Origin of the sequence: Streptomyces sp. NPDC090088 (assembly GCF_044747345.1) — a bacterium.
Lineage (GTDB): Bacteria > Actinomycetota > Actinomycetes > Streptomycetales > Streptomycetaceae > Streptomyces.
Genome location: NZ_JBIVDZ010000001.1, coordinates 1,553,954 through 1,580,145 on the forward strand (window position 1 = coordinate 1,553,954; position 26,192 = coordinate 1,580,145).

Genomic DNA, 26,192 nt, shown 5'->3' on the forward strand with positions numbered 1-26,192 from the left:
GCCTCCGGAAAGGCGCTATCCCCGCCGCAGCAGCCGCGTCGCCCCCGCCGCCACCGTGGTCGCCAGGATCCAGCCCAGCAGGATCATCACGGCCGCCGCCCACTGCCAGCCGCCGCTGAGCCGCCACTGGCCGGCCTGGCCCAGGTCGATCACCGGCAGCAGCAGGTCGAGGACGAACAGCGCCGGATCCCAGACCGGGTGGCCGCCGGAGCCCATCGGCGGATGCGGGGCGTGCGCGAAGGCGAGCGTGCCCGCCGCCCACAGCACCGCCATCCACACCGCCGCCCGGCCCGGCCGGTAGCCGTAGGCCACCGTCAGGTCCTGCGCGTACCCCCAGAGCTTGGCGGCCAGCGGCAGCGTCTCGCGGCGCCGGCGCTGCTTGGCGAGCAGCACCTCGCGGGCGTCCTCGTCCTCGCCGGCGGCCCGCAGCACGGTCGCGAGGCGCTCGTACGGCTCCGGGTTGTACTCGGCGGTGGCCGCCGCCACCCAGTCGAGCCGCCGGGTCAGCGGGAACGGGCCCTGCGGCACCAGGTTCTCGTAGGCGAAGCCGCCCATGTGCAGCCGCCCCGGGCCCGGCCAGCTGGTCGCGTGGTCGACCAGGTTGACCACCCGGGCGCCGGACAGCAGCACCCCGCCGCGCTGCGGCTCCTCACCGAGGAACCGCAGCTCCGGTGCCTGCACCCGGCGCAGCGACAGCTGCTGGCTGTCCGTGAAGGTGAACCGTGCCCGCTCCAGGTCGATGGCGTCCCCGAACCGCCCGTCGTCCAGCCGTATCCCGCCCTGGCACTCGAACCGCTGGATCCGGGTCCCGCGCGCCGGGGTCGTGCCGCTCTGCCAGGGGCCGCCCACCCCGGCCGGGGTCAGGTAGAGGGTGCGGCCGACGGTCAGCTGGGGCGCGTTCAGCGCGAACCGCCCGTCCGGGTTGCGCAGCCGGGCGCCGCGCAGGCTCAGCGAGACGCCCACCTTGGCGCTGCGCAGGCTCAGCTCCCCGTGCGACTCAAGGAGTTCCGCCTGGAGGTCCTGGCCGACGGTCATGCCGTCCGCCGCGATCGACCGTCCGCTGCGGTCCCGGTACACCACCGCCTGGTTCAGCAGCAGGTCGGTGCCGATGCGCGCGTCGGTCAGCCGGAGCCCGCCGAGGAACCGGCAGCGCGGCAGATGCAGATCGCCCTCGGTGTGCACCCGGGCCGCCTCCAGCCGGGGCGCCGCGCAGTCCACGAACCGCGCGGTCGTGAAGTGCGCCTCCGGGAGCAGGATCTCGTCGTCGAACCGGCAGCCGCGCAGTTCCAGGTACGGGGTGACGGTGCCGCCCGCCAGGTCCAGCGTGCCGCTGATCCGCACCCCGGCCAGCTTCAGCGAGGACACCCGGCCCGCGAGCGCCGGCGGCCCGTCCAGCAGCAGCCAGCACACGATCCGCGCCCGCACGGTCCGCTCGGGCCCCCATGGATGGCCGCCGTGCGGATCGTCCACGTGCGCGTCGCCGCTGCTCAGGTCGTACACAGTGCCGTTGCGGAACGCCTGCCACATACCGGCCTCGGCCGCGGTCAGATCGTCCGGCAGGTCGCCGTCCCGGACGCCGTCCCCCTCGGTCACGGCTCTTCCTTCTTCCTCAACTACTCGTGAGTCATGTTTCGGTACAACCGGTGATGCCCGGTGGGTGAGATCCCGAACACAGATGGTGAACACGATCTTCCGGGTTCCGGCCAGGCTATGTACCGGCCGTTGGCCCAGGTTCTGTATCAGCCATTGATACGCGCGGACGGGCCCCGAGTGCCGTCTGAGAGAATTGATTCCGTGATCTCCCGAATCGATCTGCGCGGCGACGCCCTCCCCGAGGGCCCCGCACTGCGCGACCTGCTGCCCCGAGCCGACTTCGACGTCTCGGCCGCCCTGGAGAAGGTGCGTCCGATCTGCGAGGCCGTGCATCATCGGGGCGACGCGGCGCTGATCGACTTCGCCGAGAGGTTCGACGGGGTCACCCTGGAGCAGGTGCGGGTGCCCGCCCAGGCGCTCGAAAAGGCCCTGGTGGAACTCGACCCGGCGGTGCGCGCGGCCCTGGAGGAGTCCATCCGGCGCGCCCGTCTCGTCCACCGCGAGCAGCGTCGTACGACCCACACGACCCAGGTCGTGCCCGGCGGGTCCGTGACCGAGAAGTGGGTGCCCGTCGACCGGGTCGGCCTTTACGCGCCCGGCGGCCGGTCGGTCTACCCGTCCTCCGTGATCATGAACGTGGTGCCCGCGCAGGAGGCCGGCGTCGAGTCGATCGCGCTCGCCTCCCCGGCGCAGGCCGAGTTCGGCGGACTGCCGCACCCGACGATCCTCGCCGCCTGCGCCCTGCTCGGCGTCGACGAGGTGTACGCGGCCGGCGGCGCCACCGCCGTCGCGATGTTCGCGTACGGCACCGAGTCCTGCCCGCCCGCCGACATGGTCACCGGCCCCGGCAACATCTGGGTCGCCGCCGCCAAGCGCTACTTCACCGGGAAGATCGGCATCGACGCCGAGGCCGGCCCGACCGAGATCGCGGTCCTGGCGGACGCCACCGCCGACCCGGTGCACGTCGCCGCCGACCTGATCAGCCAGGCCGAGCACGACCCGCTGGCCGCCGCCGTCCTGGTCACCGACTCGGTGGACCTCGCGGACGCGGTCGAGAAGGAGCTGGCGCCGCAGGTCGCGGCCACCAAGCACATCGACGACCGGATCGTCCCCGCCCTGAACGGCCGGCAGTCCGCGATCGTCCTGGTCGACGGCGTCGAGGAGGGCCTCCGGGTCGTCGACGCGTACGGCGCCGAGCACCTGGAGATCCAGACGGCCGACGCCGCCGCCGTGGCCGACCGGGTCAGGAACGCGGGCGCGATCTTCATCGGCCCCTGGGCGCCGGTGTCGCTGGGCGACTACGCGGCCGGGTCCAACCACGTGCTGCCCACCGGCGGCTGCGCCTGCCACTCCTCCGGCCTGTCCGTGCAGTCCTTCCTGCGCGGCATCCACATCGTCGACTACACCAGGGACGCGCTGGCCGACGTCGCGCACCACGTGGTCACGCTGGCGGAGGCGGAGGACCTGCCCGCGCACGGCGCGGCGATCAAGGCAAGGTTCGGTTGGAAGGTACCCGAGGGCAAGTGACAGGCATCGACGATCTCCCCGTACGGGACGAGCTGCGCGGCAAGTCCCCTTATGGCGCGCCCCAGTTGGACGTCCCCGTACGGCTGAACACCAACGAGAACCCCTACCCGCTGCCCGAGCCGCTGGTCGAGCGGATCACGGAGCGGGTGCGCGAGGCCGCCCGCGACCTGAACCGCTACCCCGACCGGGACGCGGTCCAGCTCCGCACCGAGCTGGCCAGGTACCTGACGAAGACCGGCAACCACCCGCTCTCCATCGAGAACGTCTGGGCGGCCAACGGCTCCAACGAGGTCATCCAGCAGCTGCTCCAGACCTTCGGCGGACCGGGCCGCAGCGCGATCGGTTTCGAGCCGTCGTACTCGATGCACGCGCTCATCTCGCGCGGCACCGGCACGCGCTGGATCTCCGGCCCGCGCGGCGAGGACTTCACCCTCGACGTCGAGGCGGCCTCGGCGGCCATCGCCGAGCACAAGCCGGACGTCGTCTTCATCACCACCCCCAACAACCCCACCGGCAACGCGGTGCCGCCCGAGACGGTCCTCGCGCTCTACGAGGCCGCCCAGGCCGCCAAGGCCGCGACGGCCGGGGCGATGGTCGTCGTCGACGAGGCCTACATCGAGTTCAGCCACGGCGCCTCGCTGCTGCCGCTGCTCGAAGGACGGCCGAATCTCGTCGTCTCCCGGACCATGTCGAAGGCCTTCGGCGCGGCCGGCCTGCGCCTCGGCTACCTCGCCGCGCACCCCGCGGTGGTGGACGCCGTCCAGCTCGTACGGCTGCCGTACCACCTGTCGGCGATCACCCAGGCGACCGCGCTGGCCGCCCTGGAGCACACCGACACGCTGCTGAAGTACGTGGAGCAGCTGAAGGCCGAGCGGGACCGGCTGGTCGCCGAGCTGCGGGCGGCCGGGTTCGAGGTCACCGAGTCCGACGCGAACTTCGTGCAGTTCGGCCGGTTCGAGGAGCCGCACGCCGCCTGGCAGAAGATCCTCGACCGGGGAGTCCTCGTCCGGGACAACGGCGTGCCCGGCTTCCTGCGGGTGTCCGCCGGAACCCCCGAAGAGAACGACGCGTTCCTCGACGCGGTACGTGAAGTCAAGAAGGAGCTGGACGCATGACCCGCGTAGGGCGCGTGGAGCGCACCACCAAGGAGACCTCGGTCCTCGTCGAGATCGACCTCGACGGCACCGGCAAGACCGACATCAAGACCGGCGTCGGCTTCTACGACCACATGCTCGACCAGCTCGGCCGGCACGGTCTGTTCGACCTCACCGTGAAGACCGACGGCGACCTGCACATCGACTCGCACCACACCATCGAGGACACCGCCCTCGCCCTGGGCGCCGCCTTCAAGCAGGCCCTCGGCGACAAGGTGGGGATCTACCGGTTCGGCAACTGCACGGTCCCGCTCGACGAGTCCCTCGCCCAGGTGACCGTGGACCTGAGCGGCCGCCCGTACCTCGTGCACACCGAGCCCGAGAAGATGGCGCCGATGATCGGCGAGTACGACACCACCATGACCCGGCACATCCTGGAGTCCTTCGTGGCCCAGGCGCAGATCGCCCTGCACGTGCACGTGCCCTACGGACGCAACGCGCACCACATCGTGGAGTGCCAGTTCAAGGCGCTGGCACGGGCGCTGCGCTACGCCTCCGAGCGCGACCCGCGCGCGGCCGGCATCCTCCCCTCGACGAAGGGCGCGCTGTAAAGCCATGACCGGTCTGTCCACCGTACTGATCGTCGTCGGCCTCTTCCTGGTCGGCGGAATCATCTCCTTCGTCAAGCAGAAGATGCCCACCAGCCTGATCGTGCTGCTCTCGATCGGCGCCGCGATGTGCCTGGTGGCGGGTGTCGTGAGGCTGGAGGTGTGGAATTGAGCGGATCCTCCAAGAAGGTCGTCGTCTTCGACTACGGCTTCGGCAACGTCCGGTCCGCCGAGCGCGCCCTCGCCCGCACCGGGGCCGACGTCGAGATCACCCGTGACTTCGACAAGGCCATGAACGCGGACGGGCTGCTGGTGCCGGGTGTCGGCGCCTTCGCCGCCTGCATGCAGGGCCTCAAGGAAGCCCGCGGGGACTGGATCATCGACCGCCGGCTGTCCGGCGGGCGGCCGGTCATGGGCATCTGCGTCGGTATGCAGATCCTGTTCGCGCGCGGCATCGAGCACGGCGTGGAGACCGAGGGCCTCGACGAGTGGCCCGGCTCGGTCGAGCCGCTCCAGGCCGAGATCGTGCCCCACATGGGCTGGAACACCGTGGACGCGGCGCCCGGCTCGGCCCTGTTCGCCGGCCTGGACACCGACGCGCGGTTCTACTTCGTGCACTCCTACGCCGTCCACGACTGGTCGCTGGAGACCCACAACGCCTCGATGCGGGCCCCGCTCGTCACCTGGTCCACGCACGGCAAGCCGTTCGTGGCCGCCGTCGAGAACGGCGCCCTGTGGGCCACGCAGTTCCACCCCGAGAAGTCCGGCGACGCCGGCGCCCAGCTCCTCACCAACTGGATCGGAACACTGTGAGCAAGCTCGAACTCCTCCCCGCCGTCGACGTCCGCGACGGCCAGGCCGTCCGCCTCGTGCACGGCGAGTCGGGAACCGAGACCTCCTACGGCTCCCCCCTCGAAGCCGCCCTCTCCTGGCAGGCGTCGGGCGCCGAGTGGCTCCACCTGGTCGACCTGGACGCGGCGTTCGGCACCGGCGACAACCGCGCGCTGGTCGCCGAGGTCACCCACGCCATGGACATCAAGGTCGAGCTCTCCGGCGGCATCCGCGACGACGCCACCCTGGCCGCCGCCCTCGCCACCGGCTGCACCCGGGTCAACCTCGGCACGGCCGCCCTGGAGACCCCGGAGTGGGTCGCCAAGGTCATCGCCGAGCACGGCGACAAGATCGCGGTCGGCCTGGACGTCAAGGGCACCACCCTCCGCGGCCGCGGCTGGACCCGGGACGGCGGCGACCTCTACGAGACGCTGGCCCGCCTCGACCAGGAGGGCTGCGCGCGCTACGTCGTCACCGACATCGCCAAGGACGGCACCCTCCAGGGCCCGAACCTGGAACTGCTGCGCAACGTCTGCGCGGCGACGGACCGGCCGGTCGTGGCCTCCGGCGGCGTGTCGTCGCTCGACGACCTCCGTGCGCTGGCCGAACTGGTACCCCTCGGAGTCGAGGGCGCCATCGTCGGAAAGGCGCTGTACGCCAAGGCGTTCACCTTGGAAGAAGCACTGGAGGCTACATCTTGAAAAAGGACACAGTGCGATGACGTCCGATGCCGTGCGGCGCGCGCAGAGCGGAAGTCCCTGGGAAGAGTCCTTCGGTTTCGCCCGCGCCGTGGCGGCGGGCGACCGGGTCGTGGTGGGCGGTACGACGTCCTTCAAGGGCACGGTGCTGTACGGGGAGGGCGACCCGTACGAGCAGGCCAAGGTGGCCTTCACCGCGGCCCTGGAGGCGATCGCCGAGTTCGGGCTCGGACCCGAGTCGGTGATCCGCACACGGATGTACCTGACCCACGTCCGGGACGTGGACGCGGTGGGCCGGGCCCACAAGGAGATCTTCGACGGGGTGCGCCCGGTGTCCACCCTGCTGGTGGTGGAGGGTTTCGTCGACCCGCGCATCCTGGTGGAAGTCGAACTGGAAGCCTTCCGAGGCTAGAGGCATACAGAGGAGCCGTGGATTCATGACCCTGGCGGTCCGAGTCATCCCCTGCCTGGACGTGGACAACGGCCGGGTCGTCAAGGGTGTCAACTTCCAGAACCTGCGCGACGCGGGCGACCCGGTCGAGATGGCCAAGGTGTACGACGCGGAAGGCGCCGACGAGCTGACCTTCCTGGACATCACCGCGTCCTCCGGCAACCGGGAGACCACCTACGACGTGGTGCGCCGCACCGCCGAGCAGGTGTTCATCCCGCTGACGGTGGGCGGCGGTGTGCGCACCGCCGAGGACGTCGACAAGCTGCTGCGGGCCGGCGCCGACAAGGTGGGCGTCAACACGGCGGCGATCGCCCGCCCCGACCTCATCCGTGAGATCGCGGAGCGCTTCGGCCGCCAGGTACTGGTCCTCTCCGTCGACGCCCGCCGCACCGAGGCGGGCTCCTTCGAGGTCACCACCCACGGCGGCCGCCGCGGCACCGGCATCGACGCGGTCGAGTGGGCCCACCGGGCCGCCGAACTCGGCGCCGGCGAGATCCTGCTCAACTCCATGGACGCGGACGGCACCAAGGACGGCTACGACCTGGAGATGATCACGGCCGTCCGCAAGCACGTCACGGTCCCGGTCATCGCCTCCGGCGGCGCCGGCAAGCTGGCCGACTTCGCCCCGGCCGTCGGCGCGGGCGCGGACGCGGTCCTCGCCGCCTCCGTCTTCCACTTCGGCGACCTGCGCATCGGCGAGGTGAAGCAGGCGCTGCGGGAGGCCGGGCACCCCGTGCGCTAGCCGGTCAGCCCTTGGGCTGGGCCAGCTGGATCAGGTTGCCGACCGTGTCGTCCAGGACGGCCGCGATCACCGGGCCCTGCTCCTGCGGCTCGTGCGCGAACCGGACACCGAGGGCGCGCAGCCGCTCGTACTCCGTGTGGATGTCGTCCACCGAGAAGACGATCGCCGGGAGCCCCGCCTCGTAGACGGCCTTGCGGTACGGCTCCGCGATGGGGCCCTGGCCCGGCTCCAGGAGCAGCTGGAGGTCCTGCTGGGCGCCGCCCGGCGCGCCGACCGTGACGAACAGGGTGCCGCCGCCCAGGTCGAGGCGGGTGCGGGTCTCGAAGCCGAGGACGTCGGTGTAGAAGGCGTGCGCCCTGGTCACGTCGTCGACGTAGACACTCGTCATCGCGACCTTGATCACCGCGCGCTCCTCAGATGCCCAGCTGCCTGGAGTCGTGCAGCTTGGCGATCGCGTTCTCGTCGCCGTCCACCTCGACCTTCGCCGCGTTCTGCCGGCCGAAGGCGAACATCAGCAGCTCGGAGGGCTCGCCCGTCACCGTCACCACGGGGGCTCCCCGGTGCGCGACCGCCGTCTGGCCGTCCGGGCGGCGCAGGACGAGACCGGTCGGCACCCCCCGGCCCAGCAGCCGCGCGGTGCGCTCCAGCCGAGCCCACAGGGCGTCCTGGAAGACGGGGTCCAGCTCGCGCGCCGACCAGTCCGGCTGGGCCCGGCGGACGTCCTCCGTGTGGACGTAGAACTCCACCGTGTTGGCGGCCTCGTCCACCTGCTTGAGCTGGAAGGGCGAGAACCGCGGCGGGCCGGTACGGATCAGCTGGATCAGCTCCTCGTACGGCTTCGCGGCGAACTCCGCCATCACCTTCTCCAGGCGCGGCGCGAGCTGCTTGATCAGGGTGCCCCCGGCCGCGTCCGGCCGGCGCTCGCGCACCACCACGTGCGCGGCCAGATCACGGGTCAGCCAGCCCTCGCAGAGGGTCGGCGCCTCGGGACCGGCGGTCTCCAAGAGGTCGGCGAGCAGAAGCCGTTCACGCTTGGCGAAGGTCGACATACCGCCAGCCTACGGCCACACCCAGCGTCCGGACAGTGGACACGGACCGTGACTGTCGGTGCGGCGCGGCACAATGGCACCCATGACCAGTACGACCGGTACGACGGGTACACCCCCGTCCAGTGGCCTCGCCCCGGAGATCGCCGCCCGCCTCAAGCGCAGCGCCGACGGCCTCCTGCCCGCCATCGCCCAGCAGTACGACACCGGCGAGGTGCTGATGCTCGGCTGGATGGACGACGAGGCGCTGCACCGGACCCTCACCACCGGCCGCTGCACCTACTGGTCGCGCAGCCGCCGGGAGTACTGGGTCAAGGGCGACACCTCCGGTCACTTCCAGTGGGTCAAGTCGGTCGCGCTCGACTGCGACGCCGACACCCTGCTGGTCAAGGTCGACCAGGTGGGCGCCGCCTGCCACACCGGCGACCGCACCTGCTTCGACGCCGACGTGCTCCTCAAGGACGTCGAGCACGCCCACGAGGGCGCCGGTTCCGGCACACCCGCCTCGGATCAGTAAGGTCTGCCGCCATGGACCTCGAGACCTTCCGCAAGCTGGCGACCGACCGGCGCGTCATCCCGGTCACCCGCAAGCTCCTCGCCGACGGCGACACCCCGGTCGCGCTCTACCGCAAGCTCGCCGCCGAGCGCCCCGGCACCTTCCTGCTGGAGTCCGCCGAGAACGGCCGCTCCTGGTCCCGGTACTCCTTCGTGGGCGTCCGCTCCTCGGCCACCCTCACCGCCCGGGACGGCCAGGCCCACTGGCTCGGCGCCCCGCCCGTCGGCGTCCCGGCCGAGGGCGATCCGCTGGCCGCCCTGCGCGCCACCATCGAGGCCCTGCACACCCCGCACGACCAGGACCTCCCGCCCTTCACCGGCGGCATGGTCGGCTACCTCGGCTACGACATCGTGCGCCGCCTGGAGAAGATCGGCCCGGGCGAGCGGGACGACCTCGCACTGCCCGAGCTCACCATGCTGCTCACCAGCGACCTGGCCGTCATGGACCACTGGGAGGGCTCGGTCCTCCTGATCGCCAACGCGATCAACCACAACGACCTCGACACGGGCGTCGACGAGGCCCACGCCGACGCCGTGGCCCGGCTGGACGCGATGGAGCGGGACCTCTCCCGCGCGGTCGCCCAGCCGCCCGCCGTCCTGCCGCCCTCCGAACTCCCCGAGTACACCGCCCTGTGGGGCGGCCCCGACTTCCAGGTGGCCGTCGAGGACATCAAGGAGCGCATCCGCGCGGGCGAGGCCTTCCAGGTCGTCCCCTCCCAGCGCTTCGAGACGCCGTGCACGGCGAGCGCGCTGGACGTCTACCGCGTCCTGCGGGCCACCAACCCGTCGCCGTACATGTACCTCTTCCGCTTCGACGGCTTCGACGTCGTGGGGTCCAGCCCGGAGGCGCTCGTCAAGGTCGAGGCGGGGCAGGCCATGGTGCACCCCATCGCCGGCACCCGCCCGCGCGGGGCCACCCCGCAGGAGGACCAGGCCCTCGCCGACGAGCTGATGGCCGACCCCAAGGAGCGCGCCGAGCACCTGATGCTCGTCGACCTCGGGCGCAACGACCTGGGCCGGGTCTGCGAGCCCGGCTCCGTCGAGGTCGTCGACTTCATGTCCGTCGAGCGGTACTCGCACGTCATGCACATCGTCTCGACGGTCACCGGGAAGGTCGCCGAGGGCCGCACCGCCTTCGACGTCCTCACCGCCTGCTTCCCGGCCGGCACCCTCTCCGGCGCCCCCAAGCCCCGGGCCATGCAGATCATCGACGAACTGGAGCCCTCCCGAAGGGGGCTGTACGGCGGCTGCGTCGGCTACCTCGACTTCGCCGGCGACTCCGACACCGCCATCGCCATCCGCACCGCCCTGCTGCGGGACGGCACGGCGTATGTGCAGGCCGGCGCCGGTATCGTCGCCGACTCCGACCCGGTCGCCGAGGACCAGGAGTGCCGCAACAAGGCGGCGGCGGTGCTGCGGGCCGTGCACACGGCCAACAGACTGGGCGCGCAGGGCGAGTAGGGGCGAGTGGGGCGCTTCTCACGCGACCCCGGGTGACCGTTCGCCCGGGGTTCAGGCGATAGTGGAGTACGTGACTGCTGTTCCTCACCCCACATCCGAAGCCGCCGCACCCGAGCGCTCCGGCCGCCGCAGCCTTGCCGTGGCGCTGCTGTTCGGCGCGCTCGGCGCGGCCGTGGCCCTGCTGTCCACCCGGCAGCGCTGGGCCGAGGGCACCGCGACGGTGGCCGGCGGCGACTTCCCGCTGACCGCCAAGGGCAGCGACGTCACGGGCGTCCCCGCGGCCCTCGCCATAGTGGGCCTCGCCGCGCTCGTCGCCGTCTTCGCCGTCCGCAGGGCCGGCCGCTTCGTGGTCTCCGGGCTGCTCGCGCTCTCCGGCGCCGGCATCCTCGCCGCGGCCCTGCTGGGCGCCTCCGACGACTCCGCGCTCGACGAGAAGGCCGCGCAGGCCAGCGGTGACACCTCCGCGACGGTCGCCGCGCTCAGCCACACCGGCTGGCCGTACGTCGCCGCGGCGGGCGGTGCGCTGATCCTGGTCGCGGGGTTGCTGGCGCTGCGCTACGGACGGCTGTGGCCCGCGATGTCCGGGCGTTACGAGCGGGGTACGGGGGCGGAGCGGCCGCGCCGGGCGCCGAAGCCGGTGGATCCGGACCGGCCCGAGGACATCTGGAAGGCGCTGGACCGGGGCGAGGACCCTACGGGGGCGTGAGACCGAGAACGGGTTGTCGGTCGGCTGCGGGTGCGTGGGGGCTGGTCGCGCCCACGCGGCGGAGCCGCATATCGAACACAGCCCCGCGCCCCTATCGGGGCGCTCCAGCTGACGGGGCGGTTCAGTCGATGTGGCGAATCAGACGCCACCCCCGCGTCCGGCACGGGTACGCGTACGGGACAATGGAGGACGAGCGTCCGGAAGGACACGTACGAGCAACGAGGAGCAAGTCATGGCGGGCAGCAGCCACGGTCACACCCCGGCCGCCTGGACCGGCGTCACCATCGCCTTCATCGGTTTCTGCGTCGCGGGCGCCTTCATGGTGATGGCCCAGCCGCTCGGCTTCTGGGCCGGCATGGTGATCGTGGTCCTCGGCGGTGTGGTCGGCATGATCATGCGCTCCATGGGTCTCGGCCAGCCGAAGCAGGCCGCCGCGCTCTCCTACACCACGCCGGCCGCCGCCACCCGCGAGCCGGTCGGCGCCGAGAGCTGACCCGCGAGGCTTCCTGAGGGGCGCTCCCGAGAGATCGGGGGCGCCCCTCACGCGCGTGTGCCGACGGTACGGGGCACAATGCGAGGCGTGAACGCCGACATCCAGCGCGCAGCCGTCCCGCCGGCCATGCCCTCCCTGCGGGGCCGGCTCGCCGTGCCCGTCTCCGTGCTCGGCGCGGTCGTCGGTGCCTTCGCCTACGTCGGGACCGTCGACCCCAACCAGCCCGGCCACTACCCGGTCTGCCCGCTGTACCGGTTCACCGGCCTGTACTGCCCCGGCTGCGGCGGCCTGCGCAGCGCGCACGCGTTCGTCCACGGGGATCTCCTGGCCGCGCTGCGGGACAACGCGGCCGGTGTGGTCGCCTATCTGGCCTTCGCCGTCGTGTGGACCGTCTGGGTGGTGCGCGCGGTGCGCGGCCGGCCCGCCCGGATCGTGCTCAGGCCGGTGCAGATGTGGACGCTGGGCGCGTTGGTGCTGGTCTTCACCGTTGTCCGGAACCTGCCGTTCGGTGGCTGGTTGCATCCTTGATCGACTGGCGAACGTCCAGGTAGTGGGACCGGCGTCAACTCGATGCGAGGCCAGTGCCGTCCTGCGGATACCATCGCAGGTGACCATGAGTTTTCGGACCCATGGGATGTGACCGCTGGAAAGAACCGTCCGGAAGGGGGCCGCTCGCGTGAGTGTGCTCGACGAGATCATCGACGGAGTCCGTGCCGACCTCGCGGAACGGCAGGCGCGCGTCAGCCTCGACGAGCTCAAGGAGCGCGCGGCGAAGGCGCCCGCCGCCAAGGACGGTGTGGCCGCGCTGCGCGGTGAGGGCGTCAAGGTCATCTGTGAGGTCAAGCGCTCCAGCCCGTCCAAGGGCGCGCTGGCCGCGATCGCCGACCCGGCCGGGCTGGCCGCGGACTACGAGGCGGGCGGCGCGGCCGTCATCTCGGTCCTGACCGAGCAGCGCCGCTTCGGCGGCTCGCTGGCCGACCTGGAGGCGGTCCGGGCCCGGGTGGACATCCCGGTGCTGCGCAAGGACTTCATCGTCACGTCGTACCAGCTGTGGGAGGCCCGCGCGTACGGCGCCGACCTCGCGCTGCTGATCGTCGCCGCCCTCGACCAGCCGGCCCTGGAGTCGCTGATCGAGCGTGCCGAGTCCATCGGCCTCACCCCGCTCGTGGAGGTCCACGACGAGGACGAGGTCGAGCGCGCGGTGGACGCGGGCGCCAAGGTGATCGGCGTCAACGCGCGCAACCTGAAGACCCTGGAGGTCGACCGCACCACCTTCGAGCGGGTCGCCCCGGAGATCCCCGACCACATCGTCAAGATCGCCGAGTCCGGCGTCCGCGGCCCGCACGACCTGATCGCCTACGCCAACGCCGGCGCCGACGCCGTCCTGGTCGGCGAGTCCCTGGTCACCGGCCGCGACCCCAAGTCCGCCGTGGCCGACCTGGTGGCGGCGGGCGAACACCCGGCACTCCGGCACGGCCGCCCCTGATCACCCGCTAGGCTGAACCCGATGACTCTCACGGTGACGACAGCAGTGGACCGGTACGCCCGCCTGGCGCGCGGCTGCCGTCCCCGCGGTTGCCGCGCCCCGGCCCGCCGTGTGCACGGCCGCCGGGTCCGCTACGTCATCGGCGACGAACCGGGACAGGTGAACGGCCGCCGATGGCAGCGCCCCTTCAGGGGCGCGGGGAACTGCGTGACAAGCCACTGACGGCCCGCAGTCACGAACACACCCCCGCTCCCACGGCGAACAGTGTTTTTCATCGGCACTCACCGTGAGGTATCGGCATGCCCAGCGATTTCTTCTTCCCTGACCCCACCGGCCAGGTGCCCAGCGCCGAGGGCTACTTCGGCGCATTCGGCGGCAAGTTCATCCCGGAGGCCCTCGTCGCCGCCGTGGACGAGGTCGCCGTCGAGTACGACAAGGCCAAGCACGACCCCGAGTTCGCCCGCGAGCTCGACGACCTGATGGTCCACTACACCGGCCGCCCCAGCTCCCTCACCGAGGTTCCCCGCTTCGCGGAACACGCGGGCGGCGCCCGGATCTTCCTCAAGCGCGAGGACCTGAACCACACCGGCTCGCACAAGATCAACAACGTGCTCGGCCAGGCCCTGCTCACCAAGCGCATGGGCAAGACCCGGGTGATCGCGGAGACCGGCGCCGGCCAGCACGGCGTCGCCACCGCCACCGCCTGCGCGCTGTTCGGCCTCGACTGCACCATCTACATGGGCGAGATCGACACCCAGCGCCAGGCCCTCAACGTGGCCCGGATGCGGATGCTCGGCGCCGAGGTCATCGCCGTGAAGTCCGGCAGCCGCACCCTCAAGGACGCCATCAACGAGGCGTTCCGCGACTGGGTGGCGAACGTCGACCACACCCACTACCTCTTCGGTACGGTCGCCGGACCGCACCCCTTCCCGGCCATGGTCCGCGACTTCCACCGGGTGATCGGCGTCGAGGCCCGCCGCCAGATCCTGGAGCGCGCGGGGCGCCTGCCCGACGCGGCGATCGCCTGCGTCGGCGGCGGCTCCAACGCCATCGGCCTCTTCCACGCCTTCATCCCCGACGCGGACGTCCGCCTCATCGGCTGCGAACCCGCGGGGCACGGCATCGAGACCGGCGAGCACGCGGCCACCCTCACCGCCGGCGAGCCCGGCATCCTGCACGGCTCCCGGTCCTACGTCCTCCAGGACGACGAGGGCCAGATCACCGAGCCGTACTCGATCTCCGCCGGTCTGGACTACCCCGGCATCGGCCCGGAGCACTCCTACCTCAAGGACTCCGGCCGCGGCGAGTACCGCGCGGTCACCGACGACGCGGCGATGCAGGCCCTGCGCCTGCTCTCCCGCACCGAGGGCATCATCCCGGCCATCGAGAGCGCCCACGCCCTCGCCGGCGCCCTGGAGGTCGGCAGGGAGCTGGGCAAGGACGGGCTGATCGTCGTCAACCTGTCCGGCCGCGGCGACAAGGACATGGACACCGCCGCGCGCTACTTCGGGCTGTACGACACCGACGCCGAGGTGGCCGCCGACGCCACCGCCACCGCCGAGATCGAGGGGGACGCCAAGTGAGCGGGAACATCCAACTGCTGAACGACACCCTCGCCGGTGCCAAGGCCGAGGGCCGGGCCGCGCTCATCGCCTACCTCCCGGCCGGGTTCCCGACCGTGGACGGCGGCATCGAGGCGATCAAGGCCGTCCTGGACGGCGGCGCCGACGTCGTCGAGGTCGGGCTGCCGCACAGCGACCCGGTCCTGGACGGCCCGGTCATCCAGACCGCCGACGACATCGCCCTGCGCGGCGGCGTCAGGATCGCGGACGTCATGCGCACGGTCAGGGAGGCCTACGAGGCCACCGGCAGGCCGATCCTCGTCATGACGTACTGGAACCCCATCGACCGCTACGGCGTCGAGCGCTTCACCGCCGAGCTGGCCGAGGCGGGCGGCGCGGGCTGCATCCTGCCCGACCTGCCGGTCCAGGAGTCGGCGCTGTGGCGGGAGCACGCCGAGAAGCACGGCCTCGCGACGGTCTTCGTCGTGGCGCCGAGCAGCAAGGACGAGCGGCTCGCCACGATCACGGCGGCGGGCAGCGGCTTCGTCTACGCGGCCTCGCTGATGGGGGTCACCGGTACGCGTGAATCGGTCGGCACGCAGGCCCAGAACCTGGTCGAGCGCACCCGGGGCACCGGCACCGGGCTGCCCGTCTGCGTCGGCCTCGGCGTCTCCGACGCGACCCAGGCCGCCGAGGTCGCCGGGTTCGCCGACGGGGTGATCGTCGGGTCGGCCTTCGTGAAGCGGATGCTGGACGCGCCGGACCACGCGGCCGGTGTGGCGGCCGTGCGCGAGCTGGCCGGGGACCTGGCGAAGGGCGTGCGCGGACAGGCGTGACCCTCGGGCACGTCAGGCATGACAGAACATTCGGTCACTCGAACGGGTGGACCTGGGACCGGGGAGGCGCGGTGCGCCTCCCCGGTTCGTTCTGGGGGTGTGAGCGAGAAGAATCGTGACGGAAAGCGGATGGCCCGCGAGCGGCTGGCGGCCGAGCGCGAGAAGCAGAAGGCCGCGGAGCGGCGACGGCGCGCGCTGATCGTCGGCGCGAGCGTCGTCTGCGTCCTGGGCCTGGCCGCGGTGATCGGCATCATCGCCGCGAACGCGGGCAAGGACAAGAACAGCGAGAGCTCCGGCCCGGTCGTGGCGCCCTCGGGCGCGCAGGGCAAGGACAGCCTCGCGATCCCGGTCGGCAAGGACGACGCCAAGGCGACGCTCACCATCTGGGAGGACTTCCGCTGCCCGGCCTGCCAGGCCTTCGAGACGGCGTACCGTCCGACGCTCCACGAACTGGTCGACTCCGGCAAGCTCAGAATCGAGTACCACCTGGCCACGCTGATCGACGGCAACCTCGGCGGCAGCGGCTCCCGGCACGCGGCCAACGCGGCGGCCTGCGCCCAGGACGCGGGCAAGTTCCGCGACTTCCACGACGTGCTGTACGAGAACCAGCCCAAGGAGACCGACGACGCGTTCGCCGGCGACGCCAAGCTGATCGAGCTGGCCGGCAAGGTCGACGGCCTGGTCACCCCGGCCTTCGAGAAGTGTGTCAACGACGGCACGCACAACGCCTGGGTCGTCAAGTCCAACCAGGCCTTCCAGGCCGGCAAGTTCGGTGGCACCCCGACCGTCCTGCTCGACGGCAAGAACATCTACCAGGACCAGACGATGACCCCGGCCAAGCTGAAGCAGCTGGTCGAGGACGCGAACAAGGGGTAGGCGGCGGTAAGCGTTTCTCACGCCCCTGTTATGGAGCCGTAGCCGGGCTGGTTGCCGTCGGCCCGGTCCGGCACGGTAGCGTCGACCCTGCCATGGAATATCTTGCCTACATTCCCAGCCCTTCGCGCGGAGTGATCCACCTCGGACCCATCCCGCTGCGCGGCTACGCGTTCTGCATCATCATCGGTGTCTTCGTAGCCGTCTGGCTCGGAAACAAGCGCTGGATCGCCCGGGGCGGGCGAGCCGGCACCGTGGCCGACATCGCCGTCTGGGCCGTACCGTTCGGCCTGGTCGGCGGGCGTCTCTACCACGTGATCACGGACTACGAGCTGTACTTCAGCGAGGGCCGTGACTGGGTCGACGCGTTCAAGGTCTGGCAGGGCGGCCTCGGTATCTGGGGCGCGATCGCGCTCGGCGCGGTGGGCGCCTGGATCGGCTGCCGGCGCCGGGGCATCCCGCTCCCGGCGTACGCCGACGCCATCGCCCCCGGCATCGCCCTGGCCCAGGCCTGCGGCCGCTGGGGGAACTGGTTCAACCAGGAGCTGTACGGCCGCGAGACCCACCTTCCGTGGGCTCTGCACATCACCTCCTCCGAGGGCGGCCGGGTCCCGGGCTACTACCACCCGACCTTCCTGTACGAGTCGCTGTGGTGCATCGGGGTCGCCTTCCTCGTCATCTGGGCCGACCGGCGCTTCACGCTGGGCCACGGGCGGGCGTTCGCGCTGTACGTCGCCGCGTACTGCGTGGGCCGGGGCTGGATCGAGTACATGCGCGTCGACGACGCCCACCACATCCTCGGTCTGCGGCTCAACGACTGGACCGCGATGATCGTGTTCCTGCTCGCCGTGCTGTACATGGTGCTCTCCGCGAAGAAGCGGCCGGGCCGGGAGACGGTGGTCGAGCCGGCCGCCGCCGACGGTGAGACCGACGGTGACAGTGCGGCCGACGGTGAGACCGAGGCCGTCGAGGCCGAGAAGGCTCCCGAGGCGGAGCCTTCCGAGGACGAACCCGTGGCCAAGACCGACGAGACCGACGAGACCGACGAGGTCAAGGACGAGATCAAGGACGAGGCCGGGTCGGGGACCAAGAAGAGCTGACCTGCCGCGATACGACGAAGAGGGCGCCCGGAACTGACCGGGCGCCCTCTTCGCATGCGGGCCGCCGGCCTCGGCGAGTCCGGCACCGCGAGATCACCTGCGGTTGAGCAGGGAGAGGGTTCTGCGGGCCGTGGCGACCACTGCCGCGTCGATGAAGCTGCCGTCGGGGAGGGCCTGGGCGCCCTGTTCCGTGGTGGCTGCCTTGATGATGGTCTCGGCTTGCTCCACTTCCGCCTCGGTGGGGAGGTAGGCCCGTTCGATGATCGGGAGCTGGCGGGGGTGGATGGCGGCGCGGCCCAGGAAGCCCAGGGCGCGGCCGTGGGCGCAGGAGGCGGCCAGGCCGCCCAGGTCACGGGTGTCGGGGTGGACCGACTGGGGCGGCGGGGCGAGCCCCGCCGCCCGGGCGGCGACCACGATCCGGGAGCGGCACCAGTCGAGGCCGAGGTCGTCCCGTACGCCCAGGTCGGCCCGGAGGTCCGCCTCGCCGAGGGAGATGCCGCGCAGGGCGGGGTGGGCGGTGGCGATGGCGTAGGCGTGCTCGATGCCGAGGGCCGATTCGAGGAGGGCGTAGAGGGGCAGGGCGGCGGTCCGGTCGGCGAGGCGGCGGATGCCGTCGGGGCTGGTCACCTTGGGCAGGCGCAGCCCGTCGAGGCCGGGGAGGCCGAGCAGGGCCTGGATGTCGGTCTGTGCCCAGGGGGTGTCGAGACCGTTGATCCGGACGTGGACCGGGACCGGCTGCGGGTGGGCGAGGAGGTCGGCGGTGGCGGCGCGGGCGCAGTCCTTGCGGTCGGGGGCGACCGCGTCCTCCAGGTCGATCACCACCACGTCCGCGCCGGAGACCAGCGCCTTGGCGACCACATGCGGCCGGTCACCGGGGACGTACAGCCAGGTCAGCGGGAAGGGGGCGGTGGTCTTGCGGCAGGTGGTCATACGGCGCCCTCCGCGCGCAGCGCCTGCCGCTGGGCCTCGGTCAGGCCCAGTTCGGTGAGGACCTCGTCCGTGTCGGCGCCGTGCGGGCGGCCGGTCCAGCGGATCGCGCCGGGAGTGGCCGAGAGCCGGAAGAGGACGTTCTGCATGCGCAGGGGGCCCAGTTCGGGGTCGGCGACCGTGGTGATCGTGTCCAGCGCCTGGTACTGCGGGTCCTCCATGACGTCCCGGACGTCCTGGATGGGGGCCACCGCCGCCTCCGCCTTCTCGAACTCGGCCAGCACCTCGGCACGGGAGCGGACGGCCACCCAGTCGCCGACGGCCGCGTCGAGGACGTCGGCGTGCGCGGCCCGGCCGGCGCCGGTCGCGAACCACGGCTCGTCGATCAGCTCCGGACGCCCGACCAGCCGCAGCACGCGTTCCGCGATCGACTGGGCCGAGGTGGAGACGGCGACCCAGTCCCCGTCCGCCGTGCGGTAGGTGTTGCGCGGGGCGTTGTTGGCGGACCGGTTGCCGGTGCGCTCCTGGACGTAGCCGAGCTGGTCGTACCAGATGGGCTGGGGGCCGAGGACGGTCAGGATCGGCTCGATGATCGCCATGTCGACGACCTGGCCCTCGCCGGTGCGGTCCCGGGCGGCGAGCGCGGTCATGACGGCGTACGCGGTCGCGAGCGCCGCGATGGAGTCGGCGAGACCGAACGGCGGCAGCACCGGGGGCGCGTCCGGTTCGCCGGTGATCGCCGCGAAGCCGCTCATCGCCTCGGCGAGGGTGCCGAAGCCGGGGCGGTGGGCGTAGGGCCCGAACTGGCCGAAGGCGGTGACCCGGGTCAGGACCAGGCGGGGGTTGGCGGCGGAGAGCTCCGCCCAGCCGAGGTCCCACTTCTCCAGGGTGCCCGGGCGGAAGTTCTCGATGATGACGTCCGCGGTGGCGGCGAGCCGGAGCAGGGTGGCACGGCCGCCGCGTTTGGACAGGTCGAGGGTGATGGCGCGCTTGTTGCGGCCGAGCAGCTTCCACCACAGGCCGACGCCCTGCTTGGCCGGGCCGTGGCCCCGGGAGGGATCGGGCTTGCCCGGGTGCTCGACCTTGATGACCTCGGCACCGAAGTCGCCGAGCAGGGTGGCGGCGAGCGGCCCCGCGAAGAGCGTGGCGAGATCGAGGACGCGCAGTCCGGCGAGAGGCTGGGGCTGGGGGTTCGTACTCATGGTCGTCGTCCTCATGGTTGTCGTCCTCATGCCGTGTACTGCGCCTCGATCTCCGGGCGGTACGGCATCGAGGTCGACGCGCCCTCCCGCTGTACGGCCAGCGCGGCCGCGGCGGCCGCCCAGGACAGGGCCTCCCGGACCGGTTTCTCCTCGGACAGGGCCACCGCGAGGGCGCCGACGAAGGTGTCGCCCGCGCCCGTCGAGTCGACGGTGGTCACCCGGGGCGCGGGGATGACGAGGGGCTGGGCGTCGCGGGTGAGGTAGAGGCTGCCGGCCGCGCCGAGGGTGACGACGACCTGGGGCACCAGGTCGAGCAGGGCGGCGGCCGCGTCGCGCGGGTCGGCGCGGTCGGTGAGGGCGGCGGCCTCGCGCTCGTTGGCCACCATCAGGTCGATGTTGTCGAGGAGTTCGGGCGGCAGGGGGCGGACGGGCGACGGGGTGAGGATGGTGTGCACGCCGTGCCGGCGGGCGGCCTGCGCGCCGGCCACGACCGCCGGCAGCGGGATCTCCAGCTGGAGGAGGAGCCGGTCGGCGGAGGCGATGACCCCCTCGTCGCCGGGGGCGAGGTGGTCGACGGTGCCGTTGGCGCCGGGGACCACCACGATCGCGTTGCCGCCCTGGTCGTCGACGACGATGTGCGCGGTGCCGGAGGCGCACTCGATCGTGCGCAGCGAGTCGGTGTCCACGCCGGAGTGTTCGAGGGTCTCGCGCAGCCGGGCGCCGTAGGAGTCGTGGCCGACCGCGCCGATCATCGAGACGGTGGCGCCGGCGCGGGCGGCGGCGATCGCCTGGTTGGCGCCCTTGCCGCCGGGGATCGTACGGAAGTCCCGTCCGGTCACGGTCTCGCCGAGGTGTGGGGCCCGCTCGGCGTAGGCGACGAGGTCCATGTTCGTGCTGCCCAGTACGGCGATATGGGTCATGGGCGGGTCGCCTCCAGGTGGGTGAGATGGGCGAGGGTGTCGAAGCCGGTGCCGTCGAAGCCGGCGACCGAGGTGGCGAGCCGGTTCTTGAGCGGGACGGTCCAGCGGTCGGGCAGGGCGGCGGGGTCGCCCGCGAGCAGCCCGGCGACGGAACCGGCCGTCGCGCCGTTCGAGTCGGTGTCCCAACCGCCGCTCACCGCACGGCAGACGGAGCCGGTGAAGTCGCCGTCCGCGTGGGTGAGGGCGGCGGCGATCAGGGCGGTGTTGGGGATGGCGTGCACCCAGTGGTGGGTGGCGGAGTGGGCGCGGTGGAGTTCGTCCACGACCGTCTCGAAGTCCTCGTGGGTCTCCGCGAGCCGGATCGCGTGGTCGAGCGCGGCGGCGAGGCGCGAGCGGGGCGGCACGACGGAACGGCCGGCGCGCAGACAGGCGTGCACGTCGTGGGTTCCCGTGGCGGCGGTGGCGATGACGGCCGCCGTGAACATCGCCGCGTAGACGCCGTTGGCGGTGTGCGTGAGGGTCGCGTCGCGGTGTGCCTGCCCGGCCGCCGCCGCCGGATCACCGGGATTGGTCCAGCCGTGCACGTCGGCACGGATCAGCGCGCCGATCCATTCGCGGAAGGGGTTGCGGTGGCGGGCGGTGTGCGGGGGCTCGATGCCGGAGAGCAGATTGCGGTAGGCGACGCGCTCCGCGGTGAAGGTACGGCCGGCGGGCAGCTCGTCGAGCCAGAGCCGTGCCACGTCGGCGGTGGTGAAGGCGCGGCCGTGGCGTTGGAGCAGGAGGACGTTGAGGAGGGGGTAGTTGAGATCGTCGTCCTCGGGCATGCCGTCGATGTTCTCGGCGAGGGAGGTGGGGGCCGAGCGGCGGTTCCAGGGATGGGCGGAGAGGAGTTCGGCGGGGACTCCGTGGGCGGTGAAGTAGTGGTTCAGCGGCCAGTTGCCGGTGGCGCGGGCGAGTTCGCGGATCGCGTGCAGCGGAAGCTTCTCGACGGGTTTGCCGAGCAGACACCCGACGGCTCGGCCGAGCCAGGCGGCCTGGTATGCGCGGGGGGTGGGGGCGGAGGTGGGGACGCTTACCGGCGCTGGCAGGGTGTCGCTGCGCCCACCCGTGCCGCCCTGCGGCACGCCTGCCCGCAGCTGGGTATACAGGACGCGGCTGGGCAGCGCCCCGTCAGGGGCGCGGGGAACTGCGCGATCAGCCCCCACCGGGGCGCAGCCGTACGACGGCCAGTCGGGACACAGCGCCTTGATCTCGGCCAGATCCGTCGGCTCGTCCAACCTGCTCGGCAGGTCCGCGAGTTCGTCGAGGAGGTCTTCCGCGAGGCGGCGGAGATAGCGGGACGCCCGGTCCGGTGACGCGCCCGCGCGGCTCGGCGCGTCCGCGCCGCCCGCCGCCCGCCAGCGCGCAGCGATCGCCGCCGGCTCCCGTCCGTCCTGCCGTGCCTGCCGCAGCTCGTGGCCGAGCAGGTCCTCCGGCTGGACCCAGGTCAGTCGGAGCAACTCGGGCCTCCGAGGCGGGCGAAGGACTCCTCGTGGGCGCGCCGGCGCCCGACGTCGCGGGCGTGGATCTCCCGGGTCACCGCGGCCAGCGCGCGCGGCGGTTCCCAGAGGTCGAGGCGGCTCGCCTCGGCCACCCGCTTCGACCACTCCTCCGGTACGGCGGAGCCGAGCGCACCGGCGATCGCGCCCGCCATCGTCGCGATCGAGTCGCAGTCCCGGCCGTAGTTGACGGAACCGAGCACCGCCTGCCGGTAGTCGCCGTCGGCCACCAGCAACATGCCCAGGGCGACGGGGAGTTCCTCGATGGCGTGCAGGCGGGACGGGCGGCGGGCGCCGAGGGAGGGGGACCGGTAGTCGGGGCCGACCGTGTCGTAGGGGGCGACCGCCTCGCGCAGGGGCGTGAGCGCCGACTCGAAGTCGCCGTGGCACGAGGCCACTTCACAGACCTGTTCGATCGCGGTCCGGGTGCCGTCCTTCGCCAGCGACAGGGCCGCGGCCACGACCGAGTCCGGGGTCGCGCCCGGTGCCGCGGCCGCCGCCACCGCCGCCGCGAAGACGCCCGCCGCCTCCCTGCCGTACGACGACTGGTGGGCGCCCGCGACATCCAGCGCCTCGGCGTACGCGGCCCGCGGGTTCGCCGCGTTGACCAGGCCGACCGGGGCCATGTACATCGCCGCACCGCAGTTGACGATGTTGCCGACGCCGGCCTCGCGGGGATCGACGTGGCCGTAGTGGAGACGGGCCGCGAGCCACTTCTCCGCGAGGAAGATCCGGTGCAGGGGGATGGTCTCCGTCTCCAGCTCCGGGATCCAGCGGGGGTTGGTCATCAGGTCGGGGACCAGGTGGTCGGCGACGGCGTACGCGTCGAGGTGGTCGCGGACGCGGTCGTACACCCGTACCAGCGCATGGGTCATCAAGGTGTCGTCGGTGACGTGGCCGTCGCCCTTGTGGTACGGCGCGATCGGGCGGGCGGTGCGCCAGGCGTCGCCGTTCCAGGGGCCGACGACGCCGTGCACGCGGCCGCCGTGGCGTTCGAGGATCTGGTCGGGGGAGTAGCCCTCGACGGGTCCGCCGAGGGCGTCCCCGACGGCGGCTCCGACGAGCGCTCCGGTGATCCGTTCGTCGAGCGAAGCTCCGGCGCTTTCTTCTCCTTTGGGCGTCATGCACCGAATCATCCACCTGGACGGGCCGGTTGTGTGGCTTCCAGGAGTTCGGCGAGTTCCACGAGGTCGGTACCGGTGAGGCGGGGGAGGGCGCAGCCGGAGAGGGTGCGGCAGGCGTCCCGCCAGGGCGCGGGGACGGCCGCGCCGCCGCCGAGGGCGCCGGTGAGGGCGCCGGCCAGGGCGGGGGCCGAGTCGGCGACCCTCGACAGGCACGCGGCGGCGGGTACGGCCTCGGCGATCCGGCCTCGGGAGGCCGTGGCGAGGGCGAGGGCGACCGGGACGGTCTCGGCGGCGGCGATGCCGTAGCTGTAGACGTGGTCGACGATTTGGTGTTCGAGCAGGGGGATGACGGCGAACGCGGTGTCCGCCGCGCCGGTGAGGGTCAGGGCGTGCCGGGCGTTGCGGCCGATCTCGGTGGACTCGGGGAGTTCGGCGAGGGCCGCGGCCACGCAGGTCTCGACCTCGGCGCCGACCAGGGCGAGGGCGATGGCCGCCGCCATGGCGCGGGCGCCGTGGACTCCGTCGCCGTCCTGGGTGTAGCGGGCGTCGAACTCGGCGAGGTCGGCGGCGCGTTGGGGGTCGCCGGGGTGGGCGACGGCGAGGGCGCAGGCGCGGACGCAGGCGGCGTCGTCGAAGTAGTGCGGGTTGTCGTGGCCGGTGGCGGGCGGGCGCAGGCCGGTGGCGAGGTTGCCGAGGCCGGCGCGGACGGAGATGCGGGCGCGCAGGGGGAGCACGGCCGACTCGATCTCCGGGGCGCGTTCGGCCGCGGCGGCGACCTCGGAGGCCACGGCGGTCCAGGTGAGGTCGATGGCGGCGCGGGTACGGAGTTCACGGCTGAGGTCGCCGAGGACGGTGTCGTCGCCGGCGCGCAGCACCGCTTCCGCGGCGAAGGCCGCCCACTCGGCGTCGTCGGAGGGGCCGAGGCGGAGGGGCTCGGGGGGCTGGTTGAGGGCGATGGGGACGGGGAGGGTGGTGGTCGCGTTGTGCTCCGCGAAGGTGTCGAGTTCGCGGGTGAGGCGGCGGGTCCACTCGGGCATCCGGGACGCGCGGTGCCGGGCGGAGGGCCAGCCGGCGGCGTCCCCCGCGGCGAGGCCGAGCAGCAGCCCCTCGATACGACGCCGGTTCACCGAAGCCCCTCGCCACAGCCGACCCCCAGCGGACTCCGCCCCCTGGACCCCCGACCCCTCGTCCGCCCACCACCCGACTCGGTCGGCAGCAAGGCGGGCGCCAGGGGTTGCGGTTCGGCGGGGACGGGTGCGGCAGGTGCCTCGGTCGGCAGAAGGGCCGGCGTGGCAGGGCGCGGTTCGACGGGGATGGGGACGGGTGGTTGGGGGTGTGGTTCGGTCGGGATGAGGGTGGGTGGTTGGGGGTGTGGTTCGGTCGGGATGAGGGTGGGTGGTTGGGGGTGTGGTTCGGTCGGGATGAGGGTGGGTGGCTGGGGATGAGGTTCGGTTGGCGGGAGTGCCGGTGTGGCGGGGTGCGGCTCGGTCGGCAGACATGCTGCTGACGTGGCAGGGCGCGGCTCGGTCGGGAGGGGGAGGGGCGGTTGGGGGTGTGGTTCGGTCGGCAGGAGTGCTGCTGACGTGGTGGGGTTCGGCTCCGTAGGGATGGCGATGGGGGGCTCGGTCGGCAGAACCGTCGGTGTCGTGGAGCGTGCGTCGGTCTGGCCCGAAGCTGTTGCTCTCAGCAGGTCGGCCACCTCCAGGACGTGGTGTCCGGCCATTGACGGCAGGCAGCTTCCGCGGACCGGGCCGATCGCCGCTCCCCACTCCTCCGGGATCGCCGCCGCTCCCCGGGTCGCACCGGCCAGGGCGCCGGCCACCGCGGCCGTGGTGTCCGCGTCGCGCCCCATGTTGACGGCCGTCAGCACCGCGTCGCGGAAGTCGCCGTCCGCCGCCGCGTACGCGCCGAAGGCCAGGGCTACCGCCTCGGGGGCCAGGTCGGTCCAGGGGTAGCCGCCGATGACGACGGCGGAGCGGACCGCCCGTTCGCCGCGGTGGGCGACCGAGACGGCCCGGCGCAGGGAGCGGGCCGTCCAGGAGTCGTCCGGGATCACCGCGAGGGCGGCCGCGACCACCGACGTGGGCGGCGCCCCCGCCATCGCCGCCGCGACCCCCGCCGCCACCGCCTGGCCGCCGTAGATGCCCTCGCCCTCGTGGCTCACCGAGCCGTCGACGGCGACGAGCCGGGCCGCCTCGGCGGGGCGGCCGGCGGCGAAGACACCGAAGGGGGCCGCCCGCATGGCCAGGCCGTCGCTCCAGGCGTGCCGGTGCTGGGCGGAGATGGGGGCGGCCAGGCCCCGGCGGAGGTTCTCCAGGGTGCCGCGTTCGCTGAAGCCGGCGCCCTTGAAGGGGCCCTCGGCACGGTCGGCGATCCACTCGTGCCAGGCCGCCTCGACATGGGCCGGGGTGAGGGCCGAGCCGTGCCGGGCGAGGAGGAGGCCGGAGAAGATCGCGTACTCGGTGTCGTCCGTACCGGCGGGGGTGTCGGTGACGTATCCCGTGATGCGGCCCCAGCGGGCGCGGATCTCGGAGGGCTTCATGTTCTCCGCCGGCGCCCCGAGCGCGTCCCCCACGGCCAGGCCCAGCAGCGCGCCCCGCGCCCGGTCGTGCAGCTCGGGGGCGCGCTCGTCGGGGGTGGGGACCGGCGGGGTGCAGACGATCGATGACATGGGCGGGCCTCTCCGGGAGGGGCTTCGCGCGAGGCGCGGAACCGTTTGCGGATGTGTCCCACCAACGGCGGTTGACCGCAGCCTGACCGGCCTCCACATCACCCGGTCGACATATGTGCAGCCCCTCGCACGTGTGAGCGGAAAGCGG

The 26,192-nt window shown here is 72.7% G+C and carries 28 protein-coding genes and 1 pseudogene; 19 read left to right on the plus strand and 10 right to left on the minus strand.

Translation table 11 applies throughout. The features are described 5' to 3' along the window. Positions 1-15: 15 nt before the first annotated feature. A complete protein-coding gene (locus tag ACIPSJ_RS06855; RefSeq protein WP_359209702.1) occupies positions 16-1,593 on the minus strand; it encodes an oxidoreductase in 1,578 nt (525 codons plus the stop codon). 201 nt (positions 1,594-1,794) lie between these two features. Between ACIPSJ_RS06855 and hisD the strand changes: the two genes are divergently transcribed. The 8 genes from hisD to hisF are packed head-to-tail and all read left to right on the plus strand — an operon-like array spanning position 1,795 to position 7,544. Further along, positions 1,795-3,120: a histidinol dehydrogenase gene (gene hisD, locus ACIPSJ_RS06860; RefSeq protein ID WP_359209705.1), complete on the plus strand. Its 1,326-nt coding sequence runs from the start codon at positions 1,795-1,797 to the stop codon at positions 3,118-3,120. Further along, on the plus strand, positions 3,117-4,235 hold the full coding sequence (locus tag ACIPSJ_RS06865; RefSeq protein WP_401344117.1) for a histidinol-phosphate transaminase: 1,119 nt from the start codon (positions 3,117-3,119) through the stop codon (positions 4,233-4,235). The genes hisD and ACIPSJ_RS06865 overlap by 4 nt, the downstream gene beginning before the upstream one ends. After that, complete coding sequence (gene hisB, locus ACIPSJ_RS06870) at positions 4,232-4,825, plus strand: imidazoleglycerol-phosphate dehydratase HisB (protein ID WP_133028294.1); 594 nt, start codon at positions 4,232-4,234, stop codon at positions 4,823-4,825. The genes ACIPSJ_RS06865 and hisB overlap by 4 nt, the downstream gene beginning before the upstream one ends. 4 nt (positions 4,826-4,829) lie before the next feature. Then, the gene (locus ACIPSJ_RS06875; protein WP_351325110.1) at positions 4,830-4,994 is read left to right on the plus strand and encodes a hypothetical protein; all 165 of its coding nucleotides are present in this window, start codon (positions 4,830-4,832) and stop codon (positions 4,992-4,994) included. After that, positions 4,985-5,635 carry an imidazole glycerol phosphate synthase subunit HisH gene (gene hisH / locus ACIPSJ_RS06880; RefSeq protein WP_359209710.1) on the plus strand — a complete coding sequence of 217 codons (651 nt, stop codon included), beginning with the start codon at positions 4,985-4,987 and terminating at the stop codon, positions 5,633-5,635. The genes ACIPSJ_RS06875 and hisH overlap by 10 nt, the downstream gene beginning before the upstream one ends. After that, the gene (gene priA / locus ACIPSJ_RS06885) at positions 5,632-6,354 is read left to right on the plus strand and encodes a bifunctional 1-(5-phosphoribosyl)-5-((5-phosphoribosylamino)methylideneamino)imidazole-4-carboxamide isomerase/phosphoribosylanthranilate isomerase PriA (RefSeq protein WP_365680425.1); all 723 of its coding nucleotides are present in this window, start codon (positions 5,632-5,634) and stop codon (positions 6,352-6,354) included. The genes hisH and priA overlap by 4 nt, the downstream gene beginning before the upstream one ends. 16 nt (positions 6,355-6,370) lie before the next feature. Beyond that, a complete protein-coding gene (locus ACIPSJ_RS06890) occupies positions 6,371-6,763 on the plus strand; it encodes a RidA family protein (protein WP_359209716.1) in 393 nt (130 codons plus the stop codon). 25 nt (positions 6,764-6,788) lie between these two features. Further along, on the plus strand, positions 6,789-7,544 hold the full coding sequence (gene hisF, locus ACIPSJ_RS06895; protein ID WP_359209719.1) for an imidazole glycerol phosphate synthase subunit HisF: 756 nt from the start codon (positions 6,789-6,791) through the stop codon (positions 7,542-7,544). A 4-nt stretch (positions 7,545-7,548) separates the two neighbouring features. Here the strand turns inward: hisF and ACIPSJ_RS06900 are convergent, their stop codons facing one another. Together ACIPSJ_RS06900 and ACIPSJ_RS06905 are read right to left on the minus strand one after the other, a co-directional pair. After that, the gene (locus ACIPSJ_RS06900) at positions 7,549-7,947 is read right to left on the minus strand and encodes a VOC family protein (protein WP_401344121.1); all 399 of its coding nucleotides are present in this window, start codon (positions 7,945-7,947) and stop codon (positions 7,549-7,551) included. Positions 7,948-7,957: 10 nt separating this feature from the next. Beyond that, a complete protein-coding gene (locus ACIPSJ_RS06905; protein ID WP_355707985.1) occupies positions 7,958-8,593 on the minus strand; it encodes a TIGR03085 family metal-binding protein in 636 nt (211 codons plus the stop codon). Positions 8,594-8,666: 73 nt separating this feature from the next. On the opposite strand from ACIPSJ_RS06905, the gene hisI reads away from it, so the two are divergent. The 11 genes from hisI (at position 8,667) to lgt (ending at position 17,662) form a co-directional block, all read left to right on the plus strand. After that, entirely contained in the window at positions 8,667-9,107 is a 441-nt protein-coding gene (gene hisI / locus ACIPSJ_RS06910) for a phosphoribosyl-AMP cyclohydrolase (RefSeq protein ID WP_355707987.1), read from the plus strand. 11 nt (positions 9,108-9,118) lie between these two features. Continuing rightward, on the plus strand, positions 9,119-10,606 hold the full coding sequence (locus ACIPSJ_RS06915; RefSeq protein WP_401344123.1) for an anthranilate synthase component I: 1,488 nt from the start codon (positions 9,119-9,121) through the stop codon (positions 10,604-10,606). 61 nt (positions 10,607-10,667) lie between these two features. Beyond that, entirely contained in the window at positions 10,668-11,312 is a 645-nt protein-coding gene (locus ACIPSJ_RS06920) for a TIGR02234 family membrane protein (protein ID WP_359209732.1), read from the plus strand. 232 nt (positions 11,313-11,544) lie between these two features. Then, positions 11,545-11,805: an HGxxPAAW family protein gene (locus tag ACIPSJ_RS06925; RefSeq protein WP_355707993.1), complete on the plus strand. Its 261-nt coding sequence runs from the start codon at positions 11,545-11,547 to the stop codon at positions 11,803-11,805. A gap of 78 nt (positions 11,806-11,883) precedes the next feature. Further along, on the plus strand, positions 11,884-12,333 hold the full coding sequence (locus ACIPSJ_RS06930; RefSeq protein WP_355707995.1) for a DUF2752 domain-containing protein: 450 nt from the start codon (positions 11,884-11,886) through the stop codon (positions 12,331-12,333). A gap of 148 nt (positions 12,334-12,481) precedes the next feature. Continuing rightward, positions 12,482-13,291, plus strand: a complete 810-nt coding sequence (gene trpC, locus ACIPSJ_RS06935; protein WP_401344125.1) for an indole-3-glycerol phosphate synthase TrpC — start codon at positions 12,482-12,484, stop codon at positions 13,289-13,291. 21 nt (positions 13,292-13,312) lie between these two features. Then, complete coding sequence (trpM, locus tag ACIPSJ_RS06940; RefSeq protein ID WP_401344127.1) at positions 13,313-13,513, plus strand: tryptophan biosynthesis modulator TrpM; 201 nt, start codon at positions 13,313-13,315, stop codon at positions 13,511-13,513. Positions 13,514-13,590: 77 nt separating this feature from the next. Next, positions 13,591-14,874 (plus strand): tryptophan synthase subunit beta, encoded by a 1,284-nt coding sequence (gene trpB / locus ACIPSJ_RS06945; RefSeq protein ID WP_359209739.1) that lies wholly within the window; start codon positions 13,591-13,593, stop codon positions 14,872-14,874. Beyond that, positions 14,871-15,689 carry a tryptophan synthase subunit alpha gene (gene trpA / locus ACIPSJ_RS06950; RefSeq protein WP_401344129.1) on the plus strand — a complete coding sequence of 273 codons (819 nt, stop codon included), beginning with the start codon at positions 14,871-14,873 and terminating at the stop codon, positions 15,687-15,689. Before trpB ends, trpA begins: the two co-directional genes overlap by 4 nt. A gap of 99 nt (positions 15,690-15,788) precedes the next feature. Then, the gene (locus tag ACIPSJ_RS06955; RefSeq protein ID WP_401344131.1) at positions 15,789-16,565 is read left to right on the plus strand and encodes a DsbA family protein; all 777 of its coding nucleotides are present in this window, start codon (positions 15,789-15,791) and stop codon (positions 16,563-16,565) included. 92 nt (positions 16,566-16,657) lie between these two features. Continuing rightward, positions 16,658-17,662 (plus strand): prolipoprotein diacylglyceryl transferase, encoded by a 1,005-nt coding sequence (gene lgt / locus ACIPSJ_RS06960; protein ID WP_401344133.1) that lies wholly within the window; start codon positions 16,658-16,660, stop codon positions 17,660-17,662. Between the two features lie 93 nt (positions 17,663-17,755). Here lgt and ACIPSJ_RS06965 read toward each other — a convergent pair whose 3' ends face one another. From ACIPSJ_RS06965 to ACIPSJ_RS06995, 7 genes and pseudogenes are all read right to left on the minus strand, one after another. Beyond that, positions 17,756-18,592, minus strand: a complete 837-nt coding sequence (locus tag ACIPSJ_RS06965; protein ID WP_401344135.1) for an HpcH/HpaI aldolase/citrate lyase family protein — start codon at positions 18,590-18,592, stop codon at positions 17,756-17,758. Further along, positions 18,589-19,791: a CaiB/BaiF CoA transferase family protein gene (locus tag ACIPSJ_RS06970; RefSeq protein ID WP_401344137.1), complete on the minus strand. Its 1,203-nt coding sequence runs from the start codon at positions 19,789-19,791 to the stop codon at positions 18,589-18,591. Before ACIPSJ_RS06970 ends, ACIPSJ_RS06965 begins: the two co-directional genes overlap by 4 nt. Before the next feature lie 26 nt (positions 19,792-19,817). Then, entirely contained in the window at positions 19,818-20,711 is an 894-nt protein-coding gene (gene rbsK, locus ACIPSJ_RS06975; RefSeq protein WP_401344139.1) for a ribokinase, read from the minus strand. Next, on the minus strand, positions 20,708-22,210 hold the full coding sequence (locus tag ACIPSJ_RS06980) for an ADP-ribosylglycohydrolase family protein (RefSeq protein WP_401344141.1): 1,503 nt from the start codon (positions 22,208-22,210) through the stop codon (positions 20,708-20,710). The genes rbsK and ACIPSJ_RS06980 overlap by 4 nt, the downstream gene beginning before the upstream one ends. Further along, a complete protein-coding gene (locus tag ACIPSJ_RS06985; protein ID WP_401344143.1) occupies positions 22,198-23,373 on the minus strand; it encodes an ADP-ribosylglycohydrolase family protein in 1,176 nt (391 codons plus the stop codon). The genes ACIPSJ_RS06980 and ACIPSJ_RS06985 overlap by 13 nt, the downstream gene beginning before the upstream one ends. An 8-nt stretch (positions 23,374-23,381) precedes the next feature. Then, positions 23,382-24,872, minus strand: coding sequence for an ADP-ribosylglycohydrolase family protein (locus ACIPSJ_RS06990; RefSeq protein ID WP_401344145.1), 1,491 nt, complete (start codon positions 24,870-24,872; stop codon positions 23,382-23,384). Between the two features lie 184 nt (positions 24,873-25,056). Further along, positions 25,057-26,044, minus strand: a pseudogene (locus ACIPSJ_RS06995) (ADP-ribosylglycohydrolase family protein); the annotation flags it as partial. Positions 26,045-26,192: the final 148 nt, after the last annotated feature.

Excerpts from the sequence above, each read along its gene's own strand:
- ACIPSJ_RS06985 (WP_401344143.1), bottom strand. The coding sequence starts at position 23,373 with ATGACGCCCAAAGGAGAAGAAAGCGCCGGAGCTTCGCTCGACGAACGG.
- lgt (WP_401344133.1), top strand. The coding sequence starts at position 16,658 with ATGGAATATCTTGCCTACATTCCCAGCCCTTCGCGCGGAGTGATCCAC.
- trpM (WP_401344127.1), top strand. The coding sequence starts at position 13,313 with ATGACTCTCACGGTGACGACAGCAGTGGACCGGTACGCCCGCCTGGCG.
- rbsK (WP_401344139.1), bottom strand. The coding sequence starts at position 20,711 with ATGACCCATATCGCCGTACTGGGCAGCACGAACATGGACCTCGTCGCC.
- ACIPSJ_RS06905 (WP_355707985.1), bottom strand. The coding sequence starts at position 8,593 with ATGTCGACCTTCGCCAAGCGTGAACGGCTTCTGCTCGCCGACCTCTTG.
- ACIPSJ_RS06930 (WP_355707995.1), top strand. The coding sequence starts at position 11,884 with ATGCGAGGCGTGAACGCCGACATCCAGCGCGCAGCCGTCCCGCCGGCC.
- ACIPSJ_RS06915 (WP_401344123.1), top strand. The coding sequence starts at position 9,119 with ATGGACCTCGAGACCTTCCGCAAGCTGGCGACCGACCGGCGCGTCATC.
- hisF (WP_359209719.1), top strand. The coding sequence starts at position 6,789 with ATGACCCTGGCGGTCCGAGTCATCCCCTGCCTGGACGTGGACAACGGC.
- hisB (WP_133028294.1), top strand. The coding sequence starts at position 4,232 with ATGACCCGCGTAGGGCGCGTGGAGCGCACCACCAAGGAGACCTCGGTC.
- ACIPSJ_RS06890 (WP_359209716.1), top strand. The coding sequence starts at position 6,371 with ATGACGTCCGATGCCGTGCGGCGCGCGCAGAGCGGAAGTCCCTGGGAA.
- ACIPSJ_RS06875 (WP_351325110.1), top strand. The coding sequence starts at position 4,830 with ATGACCGGTCTGTCCACCGTACTGATCGTCGTCGGCCTCTTCCTGGTC.
- ACIPSJ_RS06925 (WP_355707993.1), top strand. The coding sequence starts at position 11,545 with ATGGCGGGCAGCAGCCACGGTCACACCCCGGCCGCCTGGACCGGCGTC.
- ACIPSJ_RS06965 (WP_401344135.1), bottom strand. The coding sequence starts at position 18,592 with ATGACCACCTGCCGCAAGACCACCGCCCCCTTCCCGCTGACCTGGCTG.
- hisI (WP_355707987.1), top strand. The coding sequence starts at position 8,667 with ATGGCACCCATGACCAGTACGACCGGTACGACGGGTACACCCCCGTCC.
- trpB (WP_359209739.1), top strand. The coding sequence starts at position 13,591 with ATGCCCAGCGATTTCTTCTTCCCTGACCCCACCGGCCAGGTGCCCAGC.
- ACIPSJ_RS06990 (WP_401344145.1), bottom strand. The coding sequence starts at position 24,872 with ATGTCTGCCGACCGAGCCGCACCCCGCCACACCGGCACTCCCGCCAAC.
- ACIPSJ_RS06970 (WP_401344137.1), bottom strand. The coding sequence starts at position 19,791 with ATGAGTACGAACCCCCAGCCCCAGCCTCTCGCCGGACTGCGCGTCCTC.